Genomic DNA, 19,756 nt, shown 5'->3' on the forward strand with positions numbered 1-19,756 from the left:
ATTCCTTCTATTATACTTAAGAATGTTCTTATATTTATATAATTAGCAAAGAGAAAAGGTGTTTGAAATGAAATCGTATATTGTAGTTGGATCTGGAATTTTAGGAGCGTCTACTGCTTATCATCTGGCTAAGGCTGGTGCGAATGTTACTATCGTGGATCGCCAACAATTAGGGCAAGCCACTGATGCAGCAGCAGGTATAGTATGTCCATGGCTTTCACAACGTCGTAATAAAGCGTGGTATAAAATCGTTAAAGGCGGTGCGCGTTACTATTCGTCGTTAATTCAACAATTAGAAGAAGACGGTGAAACGGATACAGGATACAACCGTGTAGGTGCAATTAGTTTACATACTGACGAGAAAAAACTAGATCAAATGGAAGAGCGAGCTTATAAACGACGTGAAGATGCACCAGAGATTGGTGAAATTACGCGTTTATCAGCTGAAGAAACGAAAAAATTATTCCCGGCATTATCAGAAGAATATAGTTCTGTTCATATTAGTGGTGCTGCAAGAGTAAACGGAAGATTATTACGCAACGCATTAATAAGCGCTGCGAAAAAACATGGTGCAACTTTTTTAAAAGGCGATGCAGTATTAGTCCGTGAAGGGAATCATATTACGGGTGTTAAAGTAAATGATGAAACAATTTTAGCAGAAAAAGTTATTGTAACTGCAGGTGCATGGGCGAATGAAATATTAAACCCATTAGGAATTAATTTCTTAGTTACGTTCCAAAAAGGACAAATTGTTCACCTGCAAATGGAAAATACAGCAACAGAAAATATGCCAGTTGTTATGCCGCCAAACGATCAATACATTTTAACATTTGATAATGGTCATGTCGTAATTGGTGCGACACATGAAAACGACACTGGTTTTGATCATCGTGTAACAGCAGGTGGTTTACATGAAGTATTCCATAAAGCATTAGCAGTTGCACCTGGTTTAGAAAATGCTACAATGCTTGAAACAAGAGTTGGATTCAGACCATTCACGCCTGGATTCTTACCTGTTATTGGCCCACTACCTAACTTTGAAGGTATTCTCGTTGCGAATGGATTAGGAGCTTCAGGTTTAACGGCTGGTCCATATTTAGGATCTGAATTAGCTAAACTAGCGCTAGGACAACCAATTGAATTAGATTTAAATGATTATGACGTTGCTGGTGCAATTGAATAATAAAAAAGATTAGGAGCGAATCCTAATCTTTTTTATTTATAAATATTTTTTGTAATTATATCACTATCAATTCCAAAACGGGATATTTTGAATAAATGAAACCGTCAAAATAATTGTTGATGCGGAACCGGCCGTTAATAAAGTTACTATTTTTCGTCCATTCTGTTCTTTTGAAGGTTTTATAAGTTCTGTAATCAACACAATCCATATTATTATAGAAACTATAGAAATAATATTTATAGACATATGTAACACACTTCTTCTTGTTTTTACATGGACATTTCTTCTTTTGTAAAATAAAAGCAATAGGATAAGAAAATATGTACAGCGTTACAAATTAGTATTTTCCTGTCAGACCTCCTTTTTTAAATAGAAATACGACTGATAAAATGATAACAACAGCTTTCAAACTGCCCCAATATGGATACACAGCATGATCTGTTAAACTAGCATATTGAAAAATATTCTCTAAACCGAAAATCCCAATTATGACCGCTAAAAGGAATGAAGCTGATCCAAACTTCTCATTACGATAGAGGATAAATAAATACACTGCGAAAATTAGTGGTAAGATGATTTGTAGTACGATTGTCATCGTTGGTCCCCCTAGATTGTATATACTTATATTATATACAAAATTGTAATAAAAAGGAATATCGTTTGTTTAATACTAATAGAACTACTCTTATCATATTCTTCTATAAAAAGAAGCAAAAGGGGTGTAAAGTTAATTGACAAAAATTCAAGTTAGTTTACGGCCCATTGTTCATAATATAAATTTACCGACTGTGATGAAAACCACTATACTTCCGGGTGATTCAACTGAAAGACTATTTGTCGCAACTCAATTAGGAGAGATTTTTTACATAGGAGACGGAGCGATAAAGACATTTTTAAATATTCGTAATCGGATTATTAAATTAGGCACATCTGAAGAAGGCGTTTCTAGTAGTGGCTATGATGAGCGAGGGTTACTAGGACTAGCGTTTCATCCACAATTTAATCATAACGGTTTATTTTACCTTCATTATTCAGTAGCTGGAACTCAAGGGGCTGGTGCGCTTTCAGAACAATTTAAACCGAATCCTTGTGACCCTAAATCTTTAAACTTAAAGTGGGTAAATAGAGATGCTCAATATGACCATATTGATGCAATTGAGGAATGGGTTTTACAATCAAACGGTCAACCTGAAAAACGAAGAACATTACTTAATATAAGAAGGCCATTTTTCAATCATAACGGCGTTAATAGTTTAAATTTTTCACCGGAGACTGGAAAACTTGTTTTTACAAATGGAGATGGTGGATCAGGTTATGACCCATTTAATTTAAGCCAAGATGATTTAGAAATAGCAGGTAAAATCATTGAAATCGATGTAAGTAAAAATACAATCATACATAATCCTCCAGTAGTAACGCGCTTTAATGAACTTCCTTTATCTATACAAGAAACCCTTACAGTAATTGCGAAAGGTGTTCGAAATATAACCGGTATTACATTCCAAAGGTTTTATAATCAATATATCAAATACGCTGGAAATGTCGGACAGGATATCGTAGAGTCGATTTTCTCGTTTGTTCATTATAAATCAATTCCGGTTACAGAACTTGTTCAAACGTATTTAATGAGTTCTACTCCTAATCAAGAAGGATTTCTTAATTTTGGTTGGCGAGGATGGGAAGGAGATTTACCAACCTCTTTTATAAGACACTGTTCTGAGAATCCTACTTTGGATGAGAGGATAATGGCTTATTATGATGAAACAATCCAAACATCAGTGAAGCGTATTCAGCCTCTTATTAGTTATTTCCATAAAGACTCTAGACCGGATAAATTTGGAGGAACTTCACTTACAGGAGTTCAGCCATATATGGGGACTGCAATTCCAAATTTAACAGGTAGTGTCGTATTTACTGACCTCGCTAAGAAAGAAGATTCTCGTCCTCCAGTTAAAGGTGTTTTAGCATATACTAGAGCCGGTACAGACGGTAAACATAATGACTTTCATGTTATTGAAACCAATTATGATTTTGGTACGCAAGCAGCTTATTATATGAGTTTAGGAGCAAATTTGGATCAAACTAAATTATATTTAGGTGTTTACGGTTCTATGAAAGTATCTGATTTTAACAAAGGTACTATTTATGAGATTGTTCCTTGATATGATATAAACTCTCAGTCTACATTCTTCAAAATGCACGACCTGTCGTCTCCCTAAAAATACTACTATGAATAAATGACTCCTGGATAGTGAGTCATAACCATGCAGAAAGTAACACATAAACAAAAAGTGTATGAATAATATAGAAAGTGATTAATGAGGTATCTTTAGGGGGTATTTTGATGAATCGGTTTGTACGTTATTGGTATCAACTGATGATAGAGCATGACGCGAACTTTGTTCATAAAAGAAAGTTGTCCCTTGTAAATAAGTTAGCAATGACAGCTTTAATGAGCGCATTGGCCACCATGTTTCAAGTAGCTGGGAACTTAATTCCTGGTATAGGATTACTCATTAGTCCATTTGCGACGTTACCTATTTTCTTTGCTATTTGTTATTCTATTCGTGAGGGAATACTTTCTTATGTTCTAACTATTTTTCTATTATTTATTATTCAACCAAGCGAACTATTTGTTTTCCCTTTTACTACTGGCTTATTAGGTATAGCGTTAGGAGTATCCTTTTCAAGATTAAGGAGGAGAATATGGGTTGTTTCCTTTTCTGCGATATGCCTACTTATAGGTATTATGATCATTCTCGATATTTTCCGTTTTCCAGTACTTGGCCCTACTGTTCATACAACTTTAGACATAAAAATTATTTTATCAATCTTTGTACTGAGCTTTCTTTACTGCTGGATCTATGCAGGTTTTTGTAGAATAATATTGAATAGAGTATATAAAGTATTGTATTAATCATGTCATATAATAGTTTTAGACGAATATATGTTGTGATGATATATAAATTCAAAAAGAAGCAATTCACATGATAAAGTTATTGTTTAACACCAAAATACATCTACAATATAAGCTGTTCTCGTATATTTTCATAGATTGGAGAATTCATTCATGACTAACGTTGCGATTAGAAGGCCGAATTTGGATGATTTAGAGGAACTTCACTTGTTTTTCCGTATAGTTATTACGGATACATATAAAAATGAAGGATTATCACAATTATTGGATGACATAGAAAATGAAATTAACTCGAAAAAGCAATATTTAAAAGATGATTTTGATAGTAATGGAGAAAATCGTTACTTTTTATTAGCGATAGATACAAATAACGATAAAATGATTGGAACAATTGAAATTGGTCCAGCAAGTACATTGATTACTAGTTGTACAGGCGGTGTACTTAAGGATTTGTATGAAATAGGAACTGTATTTATACTTCCTGAGTATCAAAGAAAGGGTATAGGGAGTTTACTATTACATGCAATGCATCTTACATTACTTAGCAGAGGAATAACAGAATACTGTTTAGATAGTGGATACAAAAAAGCACAAAGTATATGGACAAAGAAGTTTGGAGAACCTAGTTATGTACTGAAGGATTATTGGGGAAAATCAAGTGATCATATGATTTGGAAGAAGAGTTTACATGATACACCTATAATATTTGAATTATAAAATGAAATATGCCTCTGGACATAGCTTTTCTTACGTATGTATGCTATTATTTATCTTTATAATAAAAGAGGACGTGAATGAACTTGATTAAAATTAATATTCCTGAAGCTGATGTTTCAATTACTGAACGTAAACAAGTTATTAAAGGAGACGAGGCAATCATTACTCCAATTAATGGTTTTATCGATTTCCACTTGTTCCCTAGAGATAAAGGCGGCATTTTTATGTTTTACAATATTAATGACGAACTGCTTTTCGTAGGTAAAGCTCGTAAAATTAGACAACGTATTAAAAAACACTTTGAAGACAATGTTTCACCAATTAAAAATCATCGTGACGAAGTATACCGTATTGATGCATGTATCGTAGAAGATCCAACAGAAAGAGAAATTTACGAAACATATATCATTAATGAATACAAAGCAAAATATAACGTTGATAAAGTATTCTATAAATAAGCAACATAAACGAAAAACAATCCTAGCATTTATACTGGGATTGTTTTTTTATTTAGCTTTATTCTTCATTTCTTTCTCCTTTTTTAAAATAATTAGCAGCAATTAAACAGAAAACCCCTATAAATAAAATTATTATTCCGAGCGTTTTATGTTTTCCTTCAAAGAAAGGAATGTCTGAAATAACATTAGTCATACATAATCCTAAAAACACAAGGATAGGTCCCACCCAAAGTAATACATTGCCGAATTTTGTGTGCCTCCACATATTAACCCACCTCGACTCTCTTTACATATATATCCATAATTTAAAAGTAAATTCTTAGAGAAATATAGTTTTTTTCATATCGAAAATTTAACCTTCATATATTGGAACAAGCAAACGAGAAAGGAGACCATCATGAATTGGTTAGAAGCATTTATTTTAGGTATAATTCAAGGGTTAACAGAGTTTTTACCGATTAGTAGTACAGGGCACCTTTATTTAGGACGGCATTTGTTTCAATTAGATGAAGCGGGATTGTTTTTAGATACGACGCTGCATATTGGGACTTTGCTTGCCGTGTTTATTTATTACAAAAAAGAATTTATATATTTAATGAAAAATCCATTTTCAAAGCTTATGTTATTACTTATCGTTGGGACGATACCTGCGGTTGTAATCGGTTTATTATTTAAAGACTTCTTTGAAGATATTTCAAAAACAGGCATTACCATCGGTTGGGAGTTTTTAGTGACAGGTTTCTTTCTATATATGGCCGATAAACAAAAGGATGGTCGTAAAAAAATGGACGACATTACATATAAAGATGCATTTATCATTGGTTCATTTCAAGCGGCTGCTATTTTCCCGGCAATTTCTCGCTCTGGAATGACGATTGTCGCTGCTTTATGGAGAAAACTAGACCGTGAAACAGCAGCATACTTTTCTTTTTTATTATCTACGCCAGCAATAGTCGGAGCAATCATCTTGCAATTTATAGATGTTTTTCAAGGGAAAGCAGAATCTATTTCTAGTACATCATTAATTGTCGGAACGTTATCAGCAGCTTTCTTTGGTTACATAGCAGTTTCATGGATAATTCAATATTTAAAACGTCATTCCTTAAAAGTATTCGCGTATTACGTATGGGGATTAGGTATTTTAATTTTAACGTTGCAATTTACTCATGTATTTTAATTATAATGATAAAGAAGCAATGTAATTAAGGTCCTGTTTCATTTATACACGACAGGATCTCTTTTTATTAAGGGGGAGAATATGTTTAATAAGGCTATTGTTATTGGTGGAAGTATGGCGGGAAAGTTTGCAGCAAAGGCATTATCAACTTCTTTTAAAGAAGTAATCATTTTAGAAGTCGGTGACAAATGGGATGGAAAAGCTTCAAGAAAAAGAGTTCCACAAAGCGATCATCCTCACGTGTTATTAAAAGGTGGAGAAAAAGCAATTGAAGAATTGTTTCCTACTATTACGAATGAATTAATAAAAGCGGGCAGTATTATAAATAACTTTACGCGTGATTTGAAATGGCATCAATTTGGTCTATGGAAACAACCATTCATAGGGGAAGTTCATATGATTCAACAAAGTCGTCCTTTATTAGAATGGCATATTCAAAAACGAATTGATCAAATTTCAAATATTACTATTACATATAAAACATTAGTTAATGGGTTATTAGTAGATGGGAAGCTTAACAAAGTGTGTGGAGTAAAAGTTAAATATTTAGAGACAGGCATGCAAGAAGAAGTTCATGCAGATATTGTAATTGATGCAAGTGGATTTGGCTCAAAAAGTATGGAGTGGCTACGAGAATACGAAATTGAAGTACAAGAAGAGAAAGTTCGTATCGATTTATTTTACGCAACAAAAATGTTCCAACTTAAAGAAAATGAGGAGTTAGACTGTTGTAATATGCTAATGTCTCCGAGTTTCCCTGAAAACCCTTATGGCGTTCTTATTCAAACGATTGAAGATAATCGTTATTTTGTTACTTTCAGTGGATACGCAAATGAGAAAGCACCACAAACAGATGATGAGTTTTATGATTTTGCTGAAAACCTATCAATTTCTAATGTTACAGACTTCCTAAACAAGGCTGAGGGAATTACTGATATAAAGACATACAAAATTCCCTATCAAGTACGCCGGCGATTTGATTTAGTTAACAATGTACCAGAAGGGTTGTTAGTAGTTGGAGATGCACAATGTCGTTTTGATCCTGTTTTCGGTCAAGGTGTTTCAGTTGCTGCTATGGAAGCTCACCAATTGCAATTACTTTTGCAAAGTAGAAAACAGCTCGATAAAACATTTACACAACAATTTTATAAAAAGACAGCTGACATAATAGAAATCCCTTGGGATATGACAACAACGGAAATATCACGTCACCCGCAGCTAAAGAGAGAATTAACTACGAAACAAAAATTTCAGCTATGGTATACGAAACAAATATATCGACTTTCCGCAAGTGATTCTGATGTTTATATTCGGTTAGTACGAGTGATGAATTTAATTCGTAGTCCATTTCACCTTTTTCATCCGAAAGTGCTACTAGCTGTATTACTTAATCGAAAGAAATAGCAGGAATATAATTGATTAAAAAAGAATGTATAACAGTTAGTAAATCAAGAAGGAGAATACGGGATGGAAATATACATAGAGAAACTAAAAAAACAAGATGCTGCGGATTTATTTACATTTGAACTTACGAATAAATCTTTTTTTGAAACGATGGTACCAAATCGTGGTTCGCAATATTTCGATTTTGAATATTTTCAAAAACTATTAGACGATTTATTAATAGAACAGGCAGATGGAAGTTCTTATTTTTATTTAATTCGTAATGAAGAAAAAGAAATTGTAGGACGAATTAACTTAGTAAATATAGATACCGAAACTCGAATCAGTTCGTTAGGTTATCGAGTCGGAGAAAAATTCACTAAAAAAGGAGTTGCAACAGCAGCTGTAAAATTAATTTTAGACGTAGCGAAAAATAATGAAATTAATGAGGTTCATGCTAAAACAACGACTAATAATCTTGCATCACAAATTGTACTAGAAAAAAGCGGATTTTCTTTTAAAAATGAAGCAGATACAACTTCTGTAGACTTAAACGGAGAACGTGTAAATTTTGTACATTATATTTGCAGAACTACTTCGTGTTCAAAATAATAGGGGGGACTTATTCATGAATGATTTACGATATCCAATTGGCCAATTTACATACAAGCGTCCTATTACTGAGGAAATGATTGATAAATGGATTCAAGAAATTGAGGATGTACCTACTGATTTAGCAAAGGCAATTAAAGATTTAGATCAGAAGCAGTTAGACACACCGTATCGCGTTGGTGGATGGACAGTTCGTCAAGTTGTTCATCACGTTGTTGATAGCCATATGAATAGTTACATACGCTTTAAATTAGCACTAACAGAAAAGAATCCAACTATTAAACCGTATAAAGAAGAAAAATGGGCAGAATTACCAGATTCGAAACTACCTGTAGATGTTTCACTAGTAATGCTAGATTCATTACATAAAAGATGGGTTAACCTTTTATATTCATTAGAACCTACTGATTTAGAAAAGACATTTAATCATCCTGAATCTGGTGAAACAAAACTGGCTGTTGCAATTGGACTATACGCATGGCACGGTCGTCATCATACAGCTCATATTACTTCATTAAGAAAGCGTCTAGATTGGTAAGATGAATATTATACTAAAAAGAGCAACTGAGAAAGATGCACTGGACATATTTACAATGCAAATTACATCATTTTATCCGTTATTAGAGAAGTATCAAGACTATGAGACGAGTCCAGCAAATGAGCCGATTCAACGAACGATGACAAGAATAAAATACCCAAATGGTGGATTTTATAAAATTATAGTAGATGGTCAGTTTGTTGGGGCAATGTGTATATATCATAAAGAAAAAACAAATCAATTTTGGATAAGTCCTATGTTCATACATCCAGAGTTTCAAGGAAACGGAATTGCTCAAAAAGTATTATTATTAATTGAGGAGATGTTTCCTGAAGCGATGAGTTGGGAACTTGCTACTATTTTAGAAGAAGAGAGAAATTGTTTTTTATATGAAAAGATAGGTTATAAAAGAACAGAAGTTATAAAGAAATTAAATGATAAAGCTACACTTATTTATTACAAAAAAGAAAGGTAAAGCATTAGAAGTACGCTTTACCTTTTTATGTTAATAGAGATTAAATATACAAAAATATTGTATATACTTCCAAAATATTCGGGTTAGTAATTTCATAAATGAATAAAAATACAAAATAACTATTTTGTCGTATATATTACTAACGCTTTTTGAATGCTTAAAATACTATCGTCACCTTTAAATTCTTTTGCAATTGGATCATCCATACTAGACACCCAAATTTTAAGCTCTGCATCTAAATCAAAATGCCCAGCTGTTTCAATGCTAAATTGTGTAATACTTTTATAAGGAATAGAATGATACTCTGTTTTTTTACCTGATATTCCTTGTTTATCTACTAAAATAAGACGACGATTTGTAAATACGATTAAATCGCGAATTAATTTATAAGCATGCTCAACTTTCTCATCGTCTAGCATAATCTTCTCTAAATCACGTTCTACACTTTCTGTACTCGCATTCGATGCATTTCCTAAAATACCGCTAAATAAGCCCATATGAAATTCCTCCTTTAATATATGTGGGATGTGTTACTTATATTGTACCATGCTACTTACTAAGAAATTATGACATTACTTTAGTAGTTTCTGGTTATTGTTGCAATTCAATTATATAACCTCATCTTAAAATCTTGTGCTAATATGTAAGTAAGAAAAAAGGAGTAGAGGGATATAGCATGAAGAATATTGGTTTAGTATTAGAGGGCGGAGGAATGAAAGGTTTATATACTGCAGGAGTACTCGAATATTTCATGGAACAAAACTTATTCTTTCCGTATGTAGTCGGTGTATCTGCTGGAGCGTGTATGGGAGCAACCTATTTGTCACGTCAAAAAGGAAGGAATAAGAAAGTAAATACAGAGCTAGTAGCAGATCACAGATATATATCTTATCGAAATTTAATCCGAAAACGTGAATTATTTGGTATGGATTTTCTATTTGACGAAGTACCAAACAAGATTGTACCTTTTGATTTTCAAACTTTCCTACATTCAAATGAACAGTTTGTAATTGGAACGACCGATTGCGATTCAGGACAGGCTGTTTATTATAATAAAAAGGAACATGGAAATGATATTTTAAAAATCATTCGTGCATCAAGCTCTGTACCGTTTATAGCACCTGCTGTAGAATATGATAATCGAAAATTGTTAGATGGAGGAATTATAGATCCTGTACCAATTTTGAAAGCGCAAAATGATGGTTATGAAAAGAATGTTGTTATTATGACAAAACCAGAAGGATATGAGAAGCAGCGAAATAAATTTTCTGGCCTGGCTAAAATTTTATATAGAAAATATCCGAAAATCGCAGAGACTTTAGTAGAGCATTATCGTTTTTATAATGAGACGATATCTTATATGAATCAAAAAGAACAAAAAGAAAATTTTTATGTTATTCAGCCTAGCGTACAACTTCCTATAAGCGGAATAGAAAGAAATAAGGAAAAGCTTGTTAATCTATATAATCTTGGGTATATCGATGCTCAATATCACTATGAAAATTTATTAAATTGGATAGAGAAATAAAGGAGTGGGTATTTGAAGTTAGGAAAACAAGTTATGTTTAATGAATTGCAAAAAATGCATAGTCCTCTATATAAACCATTTCCGAATTGTGACATTCAAAAAATACGGAAAGATTATAAAAATATGTTCACAGAAGATGATTGTATAAGCGCTGATTTAAATTATTATTGGATGCATACAGCAGGGACTTTGAGTTACGTACTTAATGAAAACGAAAAGGAGATTTCGTTTGAGCAAATAAAGTGGCTGAGAAAATCATTTTTCGAATGGTTTCCGCAATATCGTTCTATAGAAACAGAAATTGTGAAGTATCCCGTTTTGTATAGAGATTTCATGAATTATGAGAAAGCGCGAAAACTATTACTATATTATCTTGCTGAATAAAAATTAAAACGTACAAGTTATGCTGCTTGTGCGTTTTTTTTTTCATAAAAAATACAATTTTAATACCTTGTTTATATAGGGATTCTAATACGAAGAAAGAAGTACATATAGAATGATGTAAGGGAGGGAGAGGCGCTTAGATACCGTTTTCCTTTAATCCATTATCCATCTGGAAAAATTGAAACATATTCTTTTCATAGTTCAATTTTAAATAACACACGTAAAATTCATATTTATACGCCTCATGATTATTCTCACACTTCACATCTTCAAGAACTTCTCATTGTGTTTGATGGGAATTCTTTCGTTAATAACCTTTCAATCACAAGAACACTTAATTATTTAATATACGAAAAAGAAATCCCATCTTGTATTGCTGTTGCTATAGAACCAGTTGATCGACTAGAAGAGCTAACTTATAACGATAAAATGAATGCATTTTTAACGGAGGAATTACTTTCGTGGATTCACGCTAAGTATCGTGTGCATCAAGAAGCGAAACATACAACAATTGCCGGTTTCAGTCTTGGTGGCTTAGCAGCTTTTTATGCAGCGCTTCAAAATCCACATGTTTTCGGAAACGTGTTGTCAATGTCTGGATCCGTGCATTGGAAAAAGGATGGTTATGAAAATCAAATTCCTTGGACTGAAAATCAAATTTCATCTATAGATTTCAATACGAGTCAACCTCATTTTTACATAGCAGCAGGAGAACTTGAAAACAAACCTCTTTTAACAGCTAATAGACGCCTGTATAAAGCTTTAAAAGAAAAAGGATACCAAATTACTTATGAAGAGTTTCAAGGCGGTCATGACGGTGTTTGGTGGCGAGAAAAGTTATTTGATGGGTTGAAAGCATTAAAACCTACAAAAACGCTACTATAAAATATAAAAGGGAGAGATTTTATGAATCAAGAAGAACTAGATAAAAAACTAAAAAAGCAAGAGATTTTAGTAAAAGATGAGAAAGTTTGGTCCTATACGTATGAGGATCATATTAGTTCTATCGTTAAAGAAGCAGAAAAGAAAGGGTCTTTTGATAATTTGCCAGGTAAAGGGAAACCTCTAAATCTAGATAAAGATCTTTCGTATAATCCTGAAAAACAACTGTATAGAACTTTGAAAAATAATCATGTTTTACCTAGGTGGATTGAGCTTTCAAAGGAAATTGATGATTTAAAAGAAAGGCTAAAAGAAACTACAAATACTGCAGAAGCAGCGGATTTAATTCGAACTATTAATAAAAAGGTTTTAGAACATAATCTACTTTGTCCACCAAGTGCGCAAAAAACGAGGATGAAAACGGACTTTTAACAATTTTCAATGAAGCTATCTCTTACTATATAATTAAGTAAGGCATTTTCAATTCATTATTAAAGGGAGGCAAATGTGATGAAGAATACGTATCAACTTCAAATTCCGAAAGAACTAGAACAGTATCGTAGTATTTTAGAAGAAAGTGTGAAACCGTATGTTAAAGTTTCTGGAACATTAGCAGAGACAACTCTTTTTGAGAGTAAGTTTGGTGGTCATCCGTATTTACCTATAGATCAAGAGTATCCTAAAGACTCAAATGGGCAACCGATGATGCTACTTGCTCAATTAAACTTTGAAGAAATGCCTCATATTGAATATATGCCTCAAAATGGTATGTTACAGTTTTTCGTAAGTGCTGATGATGAGCTTTTTGGAGCAGATTTTGATCATCCAACTGACCAAAAAGACTTTCGAATTATGTATCATTCTACAATTACAGAAGATTTAACTAAGGTTATTACTGATTTCAGTTATTTAAACACTTTAGATTCAGAGGATTTTATCATACCTCAAGCAGCAAAACTAAAGTTTGAATTGAATTATCAACCAGTAACATCTAGAGATTATCGATTTGAAATGATTTTTAACGATAACATTGATTGGGAAGAAATCGTTGATAAAGAAAACAATACAGAATTAGGCGAACTGTATGATGATTTATGCGAAGATCAAGGGCATAAAATTGGTGGTTATCCATTTTTTACACAGACAGATCCAAGAGAATGGCAAGAAAAATACAAACAGCATGATGTGTTATTGCTGCAAATCGATACAGACGACTCATTACATATTATGTGGGGAGATTCTGGTGTTGCTAATTTCTTTATAAAGAAAGATGATTTGTTAAATCTAGATTTTTCCAATGTTATTTACAATTGGGATTGCTACTAAAAAGATATATATAATCTAATAGCAAGTTAAAAAATCTTCCTGAAGGTGAGGAAGATTTTTTTATGTTACAAATAAACGTTATGTTAACTAGCGTATAGAACAATAAGCGCATTAAAAGTCAAGCGTAAATGATAGAAATAACAACAAATAAAGTAAAGCTGTAAAACGTGTGTAAATAGCAATAAATTGAATAAGTAAAACATAAAATAAAATTATTAATTTATATGTTGTATAGAAATAATTTTTATGCAGAAAAATTATTTGTCGATTAAAAATGATTTGGATTCGTTAAATCTTAAGCAATTATTGATTAGGATTTGCTGTGATAGATTTATAGCAACATAAACAATAAAAACTGCAAAAATGCGTTTAGATACGATTTTATGTGAATCTCACTGAAAATCTCTGTCTCGTCTCATTAAGTATAGTTTACTTGGTTTTTGATACCTGATATTACTTTGTTTCTATAACTGCCTATAATATATATTATGTCAACTAATAAAAAGTAATAAACTTATTAAATATTAGTATTATTTTTTTATACTCCCCTTTTCTTTGTTTGTACGTGATTGATTAGTTCGTTACTTTTAAATCAGTGCAATTTGTTTGACTTTGCATTTATAATTTATATGTTCTTGAAAATGCTTTTTAATTAAACAACAAATAAAAAGCAACTTGTTTTAATTAAAGAACAAGTTGCTTTGAGAATGATTAATATATGTTTATTTATTAGTTTGCTACAGCAATTGCTTCGATTTCAATTACTAATTCGTCGTGAATTAGTTTGTTAACTTCTACAGCTGAACTTGCTGGTGGATTGTTTGTATTGATATACTGATCACATATTTCTCTATCTATCGCCATTTTTGAAATGACTGTTAGAAAAAATGTTAATTTTATAACCTCATTAAAGTTTAATCCGGAAGATTCAAAAGTAGTCTTTATATTTTCAAATACTTGTCTTGTTTGTAAACTTAAATCGTTAATTCCAACTATTCGACCATCAGTATTTATAGCGATTTTTCCAGATATATACGGTCCGTTTGGTGTTGCTAACCTCGACTATATGTGAATATCCAAAAGTGGCTGGCATCGTTTCTGGATTCAAAAATTTCTTTTGCAATAAACAATCTTCTAATATGTTATATCATAAAAGAATTCTTACTTATTAGTATATTATTCTTCTTTTTGCTGAAAAATAGTGTATTTACGCTCTAAATACAATCCTTTATCTTTATAAATCCACTTTGAAAATTTATTAACATTTTCTTTACCACTAAGGTATATGCGATATTGTTTTACTTTGTCAACAAAACTCGAATTTATTATTCTCAAGTATACCTTTAAAAGAATTCATAAAATTATATGATCCACCAACGAAGCTAACAAAGTATTTATGAGAGTTTACATGTCCATCCCCATCAAAATACCCACGAACAAAATGATGTAAATATTCTTCTGGTACTAAAGGAAATTCGATGTTACATGATTTACACGGCATGATTCCGTGTATGTTCATAATGTCGTCTTTTATTGTTTTACTATTAATGTTTAGCATATATACGCCAGTTTTTTTATTTTGGTAAAGTGGCTGGTTTGTGTTTAGTTCTTTTTTAATATCTTCTAAAATGTCACTTTCTTTTTGTGAGATACTGACACATTGGTTTTCTTTTTGGATTACACCATCTGCTGCTATAAACCCTAAAATATAAGCCATGTTATTTGACCACGTTTTAAAATAATCTTCTGTTATGTCATACTTTCTCCTCCAGCTCCCTATAGCGCGCCTTGGAACGTTGTTGTCTGTTAGAACCATACGAATATACCTTGCAGACACATTAGCAAGCATAGCAATTTCTGAGGTACTCTTCCCTTCTGCATACAGCTGGATGATTTCAGATTTTGATAGTTTACATTTTGACTTCTTTTTTCTCTCTATTTGCATCTACATCCTCTCCTTCCTATTGTTCATTAGAGACATATTCTCTTCTATAACATACAACGGAACATACGTTCTCAGATTCTTATAAGAGGAATTTTACTAAATTAAAATAATTTACATTTACTTCATATTAGTTTTATCTGCTGCTGAATAAATTCTATTTTATATATACGAATAATGAATTTGACGAATTTATGAAATGTACTGCATGTAAGATGAAAGGTAAAATGATATAGTTTAAAATACAAATAGCTACAATAACAACATACGTATATTGTTAAACGTAAAAAGGAGAACCAATGAATAAGAAATATACAAATCAAATTCATACTGATATGAGTTTTAAACCGAAAGATATTATAGGTTTAATGACGGATTATTTTAAAATGAAATCAAAGCTGCGTCCTATAAAGGATTTACCTATCGTTTTATCAAATAAAGACGATGAATCTTTAGAGAGTGTTACATGGTTTGGCCATTCTGCGTCTCTTTTAAAAGTAGAAGGTAAAAAGCTGTTATTAGATCCTATGCTTGGTGATGCATCTTCTACATTTCCTATTTTTAATAGTAAGCGGTATAGTGGTGTGTTTTCTTTAGAACGTGAAGACCTTCAAGAAATTGATGCGATTATCATTTCACATAATCACTATGACCACTTAAATTATAAAAGTATTATGGAGTTAAAAGATCGTACGAAGCATTTTTACGTTCCGACGGGAGTTGCACAATATCTTATTAAATGGGGTGTTTCACCTAGTAAGATTAGTGAGCATAAATGGTGGGATGAAATTACGTTTGATACTATTAAGTTAGTATGCGCTCCTGCAAGACATTTCTCTGGACGAAGTATGACAGATAGAGATCGTTCGTTATGATGTTCATGGCTTATTCTTGGTCAAGAAACTAAAGTCTTCTTTAGTGGTGATAGCGGATATGCTCCTCACTTTAAAGAAATTGGTGATAAATACGGTCCATTTGATCTTACTTTAATGGAATGCGGGCAATATGATACACGTTGGTCTGCTATTCATATGTTGCCAGAAGAGACGGTACAAGCTCATATTGACGTTAAAGGAGAATTACTACTTCCGATTCATTGGGGTGCTTTTACATTAGCGTTGCATGAATGGAGCGATCCAATTGAACGCGTTACGAAAGAAGCAAAACGTTTAGGAGTTACAGTTGCAACGCCACAAATTGGTGAATCAATTACATTAAAATCTACAAACTATCTTTCATCAACTTGGTGGCGCGAAGTTTAATTGTATATGTAAAAAAGAGCGAACCTTTTTATAAGGGATTCGCTCTTTTTGTAATTAGGTTTCTTTGCATTTAAGCGCACCTATTAGTTAAAAATTATCCGCTCTTTTATGTTAAAAGATTTACTTCTTTAAAAATATTTCTTAAATAATTACATCTGCTTCTTCCTATTAAATTTGCTGTCCAACATAACCAATTCTTCATTCCTATAATCTATTAATTTATGATTAGATAATACAAAATTGTGCTCTAATATGAATTCATTATGAAGTACTTCAGGTAATAATTTAGGTAACATCTCTCCTACACCGTAATTATAGTCGCTTAATATCCAAGACACACTTTTCCAATCTAAAATCCCTTCGGATACTTTTTTAGGTGTATCATATGTAACTTCATTTTGTAGTTCTACCACATAAACATACATGCCACCAGAGTATGAAAAGTCTTCCCACTTAACAATTCCTTTAAATTGAATTTGATTTTGCTTAACATCTATATCAGTCTCTTCTTTTATTTCACGGTTTCTCCCGGTTCTATCTTCCCTCCTACCCCGTTCCATAATCCTTTTACAGGGTCATATTCTCTATTTAGCATCAGTATTTCTTCATTTCTTTTTATGAAGCATAAAGTGTGCTTGTGCATAATGTAAGTCCTTCCTTTGTTCCTAATAAGCTCTTACTGGCGATATAAGATGTACTGCGGCAGATTGCTCTCCTGCTTCGATTAATATCGGTCTCATTGAACCACCAAAACTTAAAGTAACCATTTCTTCTGTTATTGCCCTTAAAGCATCTACCATAAATCGTCCGTCGAAAGATATATTTAATTGTTTTTCACCTTGAATCGCATCTACTTGTTGTGTTTCAGCTATTTTACCAATCTGAGAAGCGTTAGAAGAAATTTTAATTGTGGATTCATTGATGATTTCTAAGTTGACGTTGTTATTTGCCCATTCACTTGCTAATAAGCTTGATCGATCTACACCTTGTAAAATCTTTTTTCTTTCTACGTTAATAACCGTTTGAAATTCATTTGGAATGAGATTAGATATATTAGGATATTTCCCTTCAATGAGTCTTGAATAAAACGTAGTTGTTCCGAATGTAAAAATAACGTGACTGTCTGAAAGGTATATGTATACGAATTCCGTATGACTGTTCATTAATTTTAGAAGTTCACTAATGGTTGCGCTTGGTACGATACAATTTGCTTTCGCATCTGAAGAAATTAGCGTTTCACGTATAGCTAGTCTATGCGAGTCAGTTGCAGCGCAAACTAACTTATTATGATCTAACTCTATATGTACTCCGGTGAGAACAGGTCTGGATTCGTTTTTAGCTACTGCAAAGACAGTTTGTTTAAACACTTCAATCAATTGTTCTGTTTCTACTTGTATTTCTGCATGATCCTCTATAAGTGGTACATTCGGAAACTCATTTGCTGGAAGTCCATTTAAGTTTAATGTGATTTCTTCTGATTGTATCGTAATGATTTGTTCATTCTTACTTTTTATTACTATATCACTTGGCATTTTCTTTATAATTTCAATGAAATATTTTGCAGGTACAACAATAGTTCCTGCTTGTAATATAGTTGCAATCTGTTCGTCTTCGATTGAATTAGGTATAAATTTTTTAATAAAAACATTCGAGTTACTTGCGATTAAAGTAATTCCAGATTGATCGGCTGTTATTTTGATACCAGATAATATAGGAATTAAAACTTTTGTAGATATAGCTTTACTTACTTCTGAAAGTGCTTGAGTGATATGTTTGTGATTAACGATAAACTCCATGTTTTTCCCCGCCTTAAATGAAATGATTTATTTATAAAGATTGATGAACGATTGTTCCGTTAAAAAAGTAAGGTACTGTTTCTTTCCTTTGTAAAAAATCTAGTAACTGTTCAGGTATACGTAAATACGGTGCTGCTATATGTAATTCCATCCAAGTAATCTCTTCGATTTCTTTTGGACGGGATATATATGTCTCTCCGCCGATTATTTCACCTAAAAAATTAAAGAAAATGGCATGATGGCCTCTCTCCTCGAAAAAGGCTTCGCTTATGGAACAAATCCCCTTTACAGTTATATGTAGCCCTGTTTCTTCTTTTACTTCCCGAATGACTGCCTCTTCTAACGTTTCCCCAAATTTAACTGCGCCACCTGGTAATGTGTAATAAGATCCATTTTTCCCTTTGTTTTTTACCATTAAGATTTTTTCGTTCGTTTTATCGTACAAAAGCGCGTATGTAACATTAACCTTTTTCATATTTACCCCTTTATTAATAAGAATTTTCTGTCTCTATTTCATTTTACCAGATACATACAAATTAAAAAGAACGTATTTTGATATAGATGATTCAAAATACGTTCTTTTCAATTCATTAAATTTTATATATTGAGATTAATTAATTCCATACACTTTATAACCTTTTCTCTAAATAATAATGATTATGTCCTTTTGGATGATCTTCACTCACTCCAATTACTTTAAATCCATGTTTTTTATAAAAATCCGGAGCTTGAAAGCTAAACGTATCTAAGTTGATTAGCCTACATCCTTTTTCAATTGCAAATTCTTCGATAAGTTTTATTAATTTACTTCCGTATCCTTCGTGTCTGCATTCTTCAGAAACCCATAGGAAATCAACATGTACATGGTGCCAAAATGTTATAGCTGTTATACCTCCTACTATTTCCTCTTTTTCATTTTTCACTATAAAACTAACCTTTTCTGAAGGAGCTTTCTCTTCATTTGAAAGATGTTTTTGATTATATTCAATTACTTTTTCTCGTATGTAATTACTATCTTCTTGAACCCATTGTTTTACTATCTTCATTTTACATATCACGCTCCTTTTATTTTATCTATTCCATTTCATGATTGTATTGTCCTGTCTTTACTAAACAATGAAAGGAGCATAGTTAACGTTGTAATGAAAAAGAGCCCTACCATAAGGACTCTTTTTA

At 32.2% G+C, this 19,756-nt stretch carries 21 protein-coding genes and 5 pseudogenes; 16 read left to right on the forward strand and 10 right to left on the reverse strand.

The window, feature by feature from the left end; genetic code table 11:
* The first annotated feature begins 67 nt into the window (after positions 1–67).
* Positions 68–1,183, forward strand: a complete 1,116-nt coding sequence (locus JDS92_RS05935) for an NAD(P)/FAD-dependent oxidoreductase (protein ID WP_033663300.1) — start codon at positions 68–70, stop codon at positions 1,181–1,183.
* A 66-nt stretch (positions 1,184–1,249) separates the two neighbouring features.
* On the opposite strand, the gene JDS92_RS05940 is transcribed toward JDS92_RS05935, so the two are convergent.
* Both JDS92_RS05940 and JDS92_RS05945 read right to left on the reverse strand, forming a co-directional pair.
* Complete coding sequence (locus JDS92_RS05940) at positions 1,250–1,429, reverse strand: hypothetical protein (RefSeq protein ID WP_140158463.1); 180 nt, start codon at positions 1,427–1,429, stop codon at positions 1,250–1,252.
* A gap of 91 nt (positions 1,430–1,520) precedes the next feature.
* On the reverse strand, positions 1,521–1,778 hold the full coding sequence (locus tag JDS92_RS05945) for a hypothetical protein (RefSeq protein WP_000158007.1): 258 nt from the start codon (positions 1,776–1,778) through the stop codon (positions 1,521–1,523).
* Between the two features lie 136 nt (positions 1,779–1,914).
* Here JDS92_RS05945 and JDS92_RS05950 point away from each other — a divergent pair, with 136 nt between their 5' ends.
* The 4 genes from JDS92_RS05950 to JDS92_RS05965 all read left to right on the forward strand — a co-directional run bounded on the left by JDS92_RS05950 (position 1,915) and on the right by JDS92_RS05965 (position 5,275).
* Positions 1,915–3,345 carry a PQQ-dependent sugar dehydrogenase gene (locus JDS92_RS05950; protein ID WP_199631648.1) on the forward strand — a complete coding sequence of 477 codons (1,431 nt, stop codon included), beginning with the start codon at positions 1,915–1,917 and terminating at the stop codon, positions 3,343–3,345.
* Positions 3,346–3,527: 182 nt separating this feature from the next.
* Positions 3,528–4,100: a YybS family protein gene (locus tag JDS92_RS05955; protein ID WP_097958639.1), complete on the forward strand. Its 573-nt coding sequence runs from the start codon at positions 3,528–3,530 to the stop codon at positions 4,098–4,100.
* Between the two features lie 153 nt (positions 4,101–4,253).
* Positions 4,254–4,817: a GNAT family N-acetyltransferase gene (locus JDS92_RS05960; RefSeq protein ID WP_000185950.1), complete on the forward strand. Its 564-nt coding sequence runs from the start codon at positions 4,254–4,256 to the stop codon at positions 4,815–4,817.
* 77 nt (positions 4,818–4,894) lie between these two features.
* Positions 4,895–5,275, forward strand: coding sequence for a nucleotide excision repair endonuclease (locus JDS92_RS05965; RefSeq protein ID WP_001048938.1), 381 nt, complete (start codon positions 4,895–4,897; stop codon positions 5,273–5,275).
* Positions 5,276–5,333: 58 nt separating this feature from the next.
* On the opposite strand, the gene JDS92_RS05970 is transcribed toward JDS92_RS05965, so the two are convergent.
* Positions 5,334–5,540 (reverse strand): hypothetical protein, encoded by a 207-nt coding sequence (locus JDS92_RS05970; RefSeq protein WP_000269008.1) that lies wholly within the window; start codon positions 5,538–5,540, stop codon positions 5,334–5,336.
* A 132-nt stretch (positions 5,541–5,672) separates the two neighbouring features.
* Between JDS92_RS05970 and JDS92_RS05975 the strand changes: the two genes are divergently transcribed.
* The 5 genes from JDS92_RS05975 to JDS92_RS05995 all read left to right on the forward strand — a co-directional run bounded on the left by JDS92_RS05975 (position 5,673) and on the right by JDS92_RS05995 (position 9,460).
* Complete coding sequence (locus tag JDS92_RS05975) at positions 5,673–6,452, forward strand: undecaprenyl-diphosphate phosphatase (RefSeq protein ID WP_199631649.1); 780 nt, start codon at positions 5,673–5,675, stop codon at positions 6,450–6,452.
* 81 nt (positions 6,453–6,533) lie between these two features.
* Positions 6,534–7,856 (forward strand): NAD(P)/FAD-dependent oxidoreductase, encoded by a 1,323-nt coding sequence (locus JDS92_RS05980; RefSeq protein ID WP_000482067.1) that lies wholly within the window; start codon positions 6,534–6,536, stop codon positions 7,854–7,856.
* 63 nt (positions 7,857–7,919) lie between these two features.
* Positions 7,920–8,447, forward strand: a complete 528-nt coding sequence (locus JDS92_RS05985) for a GNAT family N-acetyltransferase (protein WP_087969297.1) — start codon at positions 7,920–7,922, stop codon at positions 8,445–8,447.
* Positions 8,448–8,463: 16 nt separating this feature from the next.
* Positions 8,464–8,985, forward strand: a complete 522-nt coding sequence (locus JDS92_RS05990; RefSeq protein WP_000999060.1) for a YfiT family bacillithiol transferase — start codon at positions 8,464–8,466, stop codon at positions 8,983–8,985.
* Position 8,986: 1 nt separating this feature from the next.
* A complete protein-coding gene (locus JDS92_RS05995) occupies positions 8,987–9,460 on the forward strand; it encodes a GNAT family N-acetyltransferase (protein ID WP_001021459.1) in 474 nt (157 codons plus the stop codon).
* 119 nt (positions 9,461–9,579) lie between these two features.
* Here the strand turns inward: JDS92_RS05995 and JDS92_RS06000 are convergent, their stop codons facing one another.
* A complete protein-coding gene (locus JDS92_RS06000; RefSeq protein ID WP_000522466.1) occupies positions 9,580–9,957 on the reverse strand; it encodes a PH domain-containing protein in 378 nt (125 codons plus the stop codon).
* Between the two features lie 179 nt (positions 9,958–10,136).
* Here JDS92_RS06000 and JDS92_RS06005 point away from each other — a divergent pair, with 179 nt between their 5' ends.
* The 5 genes and pseudogenes from JDS92_RS06005 to JDS92_RS06025 all read left to right on the forward strand — a co-directional run bounded on the left by JDS92_RS06005 (position 10,137) and on the right by JDS92_RS06025 (position 13,580).
* A complete protein-coding gene (locus JDS92_RS06005) occupies positions 10,137–10,988 on the forward strand; it encodes a patatin-like phospholipase family protein (protein ID WP_097958634.1) in 852 nt (283 codons plus the stop codon).
* A 12-nt stretch (positions 10,989–11,000) separates the two neighbouring features.
* Positions 11,001–11,372 carry a YxiJ-like family protein gene (locus tag JDS92_RS06010; protein ID WP_199631650.1) on the forward strand — a complete coding sequence of 124 codons (372 nt, stop codon included), beginning with the start codon at positions 11,001–11,003 and terminating at the stop codon, positions 11,370–11,372.
* A gap of 144 nt (positions 11,373–11,516) precedes the next feature.
* A pseudogene (locus JDS92_RS06015) lies at positions 11,517–12,257 on the forward strand (alpha/beta hydrolase); the annotation flags it as partial.
* A 21-nt stretch (positions 12,258–12,278) separates the two neighbouring features.
* Positions 12,279–12,686, forward strand: a complete 408-nt coding sequence (locus JDS92_RS06020) for a DnaJ family domain-containing protein (protein WP_001070918.1) — start codon at positions 12,279–12,281, stop codon at positions 12,684–12,686.
* Between the two features lie 78 nt (positions 12,687–12,764).
* Entirely contained in the window at positions 12,765–13,580 is an 816-nt protein-coding gene (locus JDS92_RS06025) for a YwqG family protein (protein WP_199631651.1), read from the forward strand.
* A 729-nt stretch (positions 13,581–14,309) separates the two neighbouring features.
* Here JDS92_RS06025 and JDS92_RS06030 read toward each other — a convergent pair.
* Positions 14,310–14,703, reverse strand: a pseudogene (locus JDS92_RS06030) (RidA family protein).
* Positions 14,704–14,756: 53 nt separating this feature from the next.
* Positions 14,757–15,525, reverse strand: a pseudogene (locus JDS92_RS06035) (LAGLIDADG family homing endonuclease).
* A 296-nt stretch (positions 15,526–15,821) separates the two neighbouring features.
* Here JDS92_RS06035 and JDS92_RS06040 point away from each other — a divergent pair.
* Positions 15,822–16,784: pseudogene (locus JDS92_RS06040) on the forward strand (MBL fold metallo-hydrolase).
* A 149-nt stretch (positions 16,785–16,933) separates the two neighbouring features.
* Here JDS92_RS06040 and JDS92_RS06045 read toward each other — a convergent pair.
* From JDS92_RS06045 to JDS92_RS06060, 4 genes and pseudogenes are all read right to left on the reverse strand, one after another.
* Positions 16,934–17,427 (reverse strand): annotated as a pseudogene (locus tag JDS92_RS06045) (NUDIX hydrolase).
* Between the two features lie 22 nt (positions 17,428–17,449).
* On the reverse strand, positions 17,450–18,580 hold the full coding sequence (gene dnaN, locus JDS92_RS06050) for a DNA polymerase III subunit beta (RefSeq protein ID WP_199631652.1): 1,131 nt from the start codon (positions 18,578–18,580) through the stop codon (positions 17,450–17,452).
* 31 nt (positions 18,581–18,611) lie between these two features.
* Positions 18,612–19,055: an NUDIX hydrolase gene (locus JDS92_RS06055; protein ID WP_000757632.1), complete on the reverse strand. Its 444-nt coding sequence runs from the start codon at positions 19,053–19,055 to the stop codon at positions 18,612–18,614.
* A 154-nt stretch (positions 19,056–19,209) separates the two neighbouring features.
* Entirely contained in the window at positions 19,210–19,626 is a 417-nt protein-coding gene (locus JDS92_RS06060; RefSeq protein WP_000706730.1) for a GNAT family N-acetyltransferase, read from the reverse strand.
* Between the last annotated feature and the right edge of the window lie 130 nt (positions 19,627–19,756).

The organism is Bacillus cereus group sp. N12 (assembly GCF_016483575.1).
Lineage (GTDB): Bacteria > Bacillota > Bacilli > Bacillales > Bacillaceae_G > Bacillus_A > Bacillus_A toyonensis.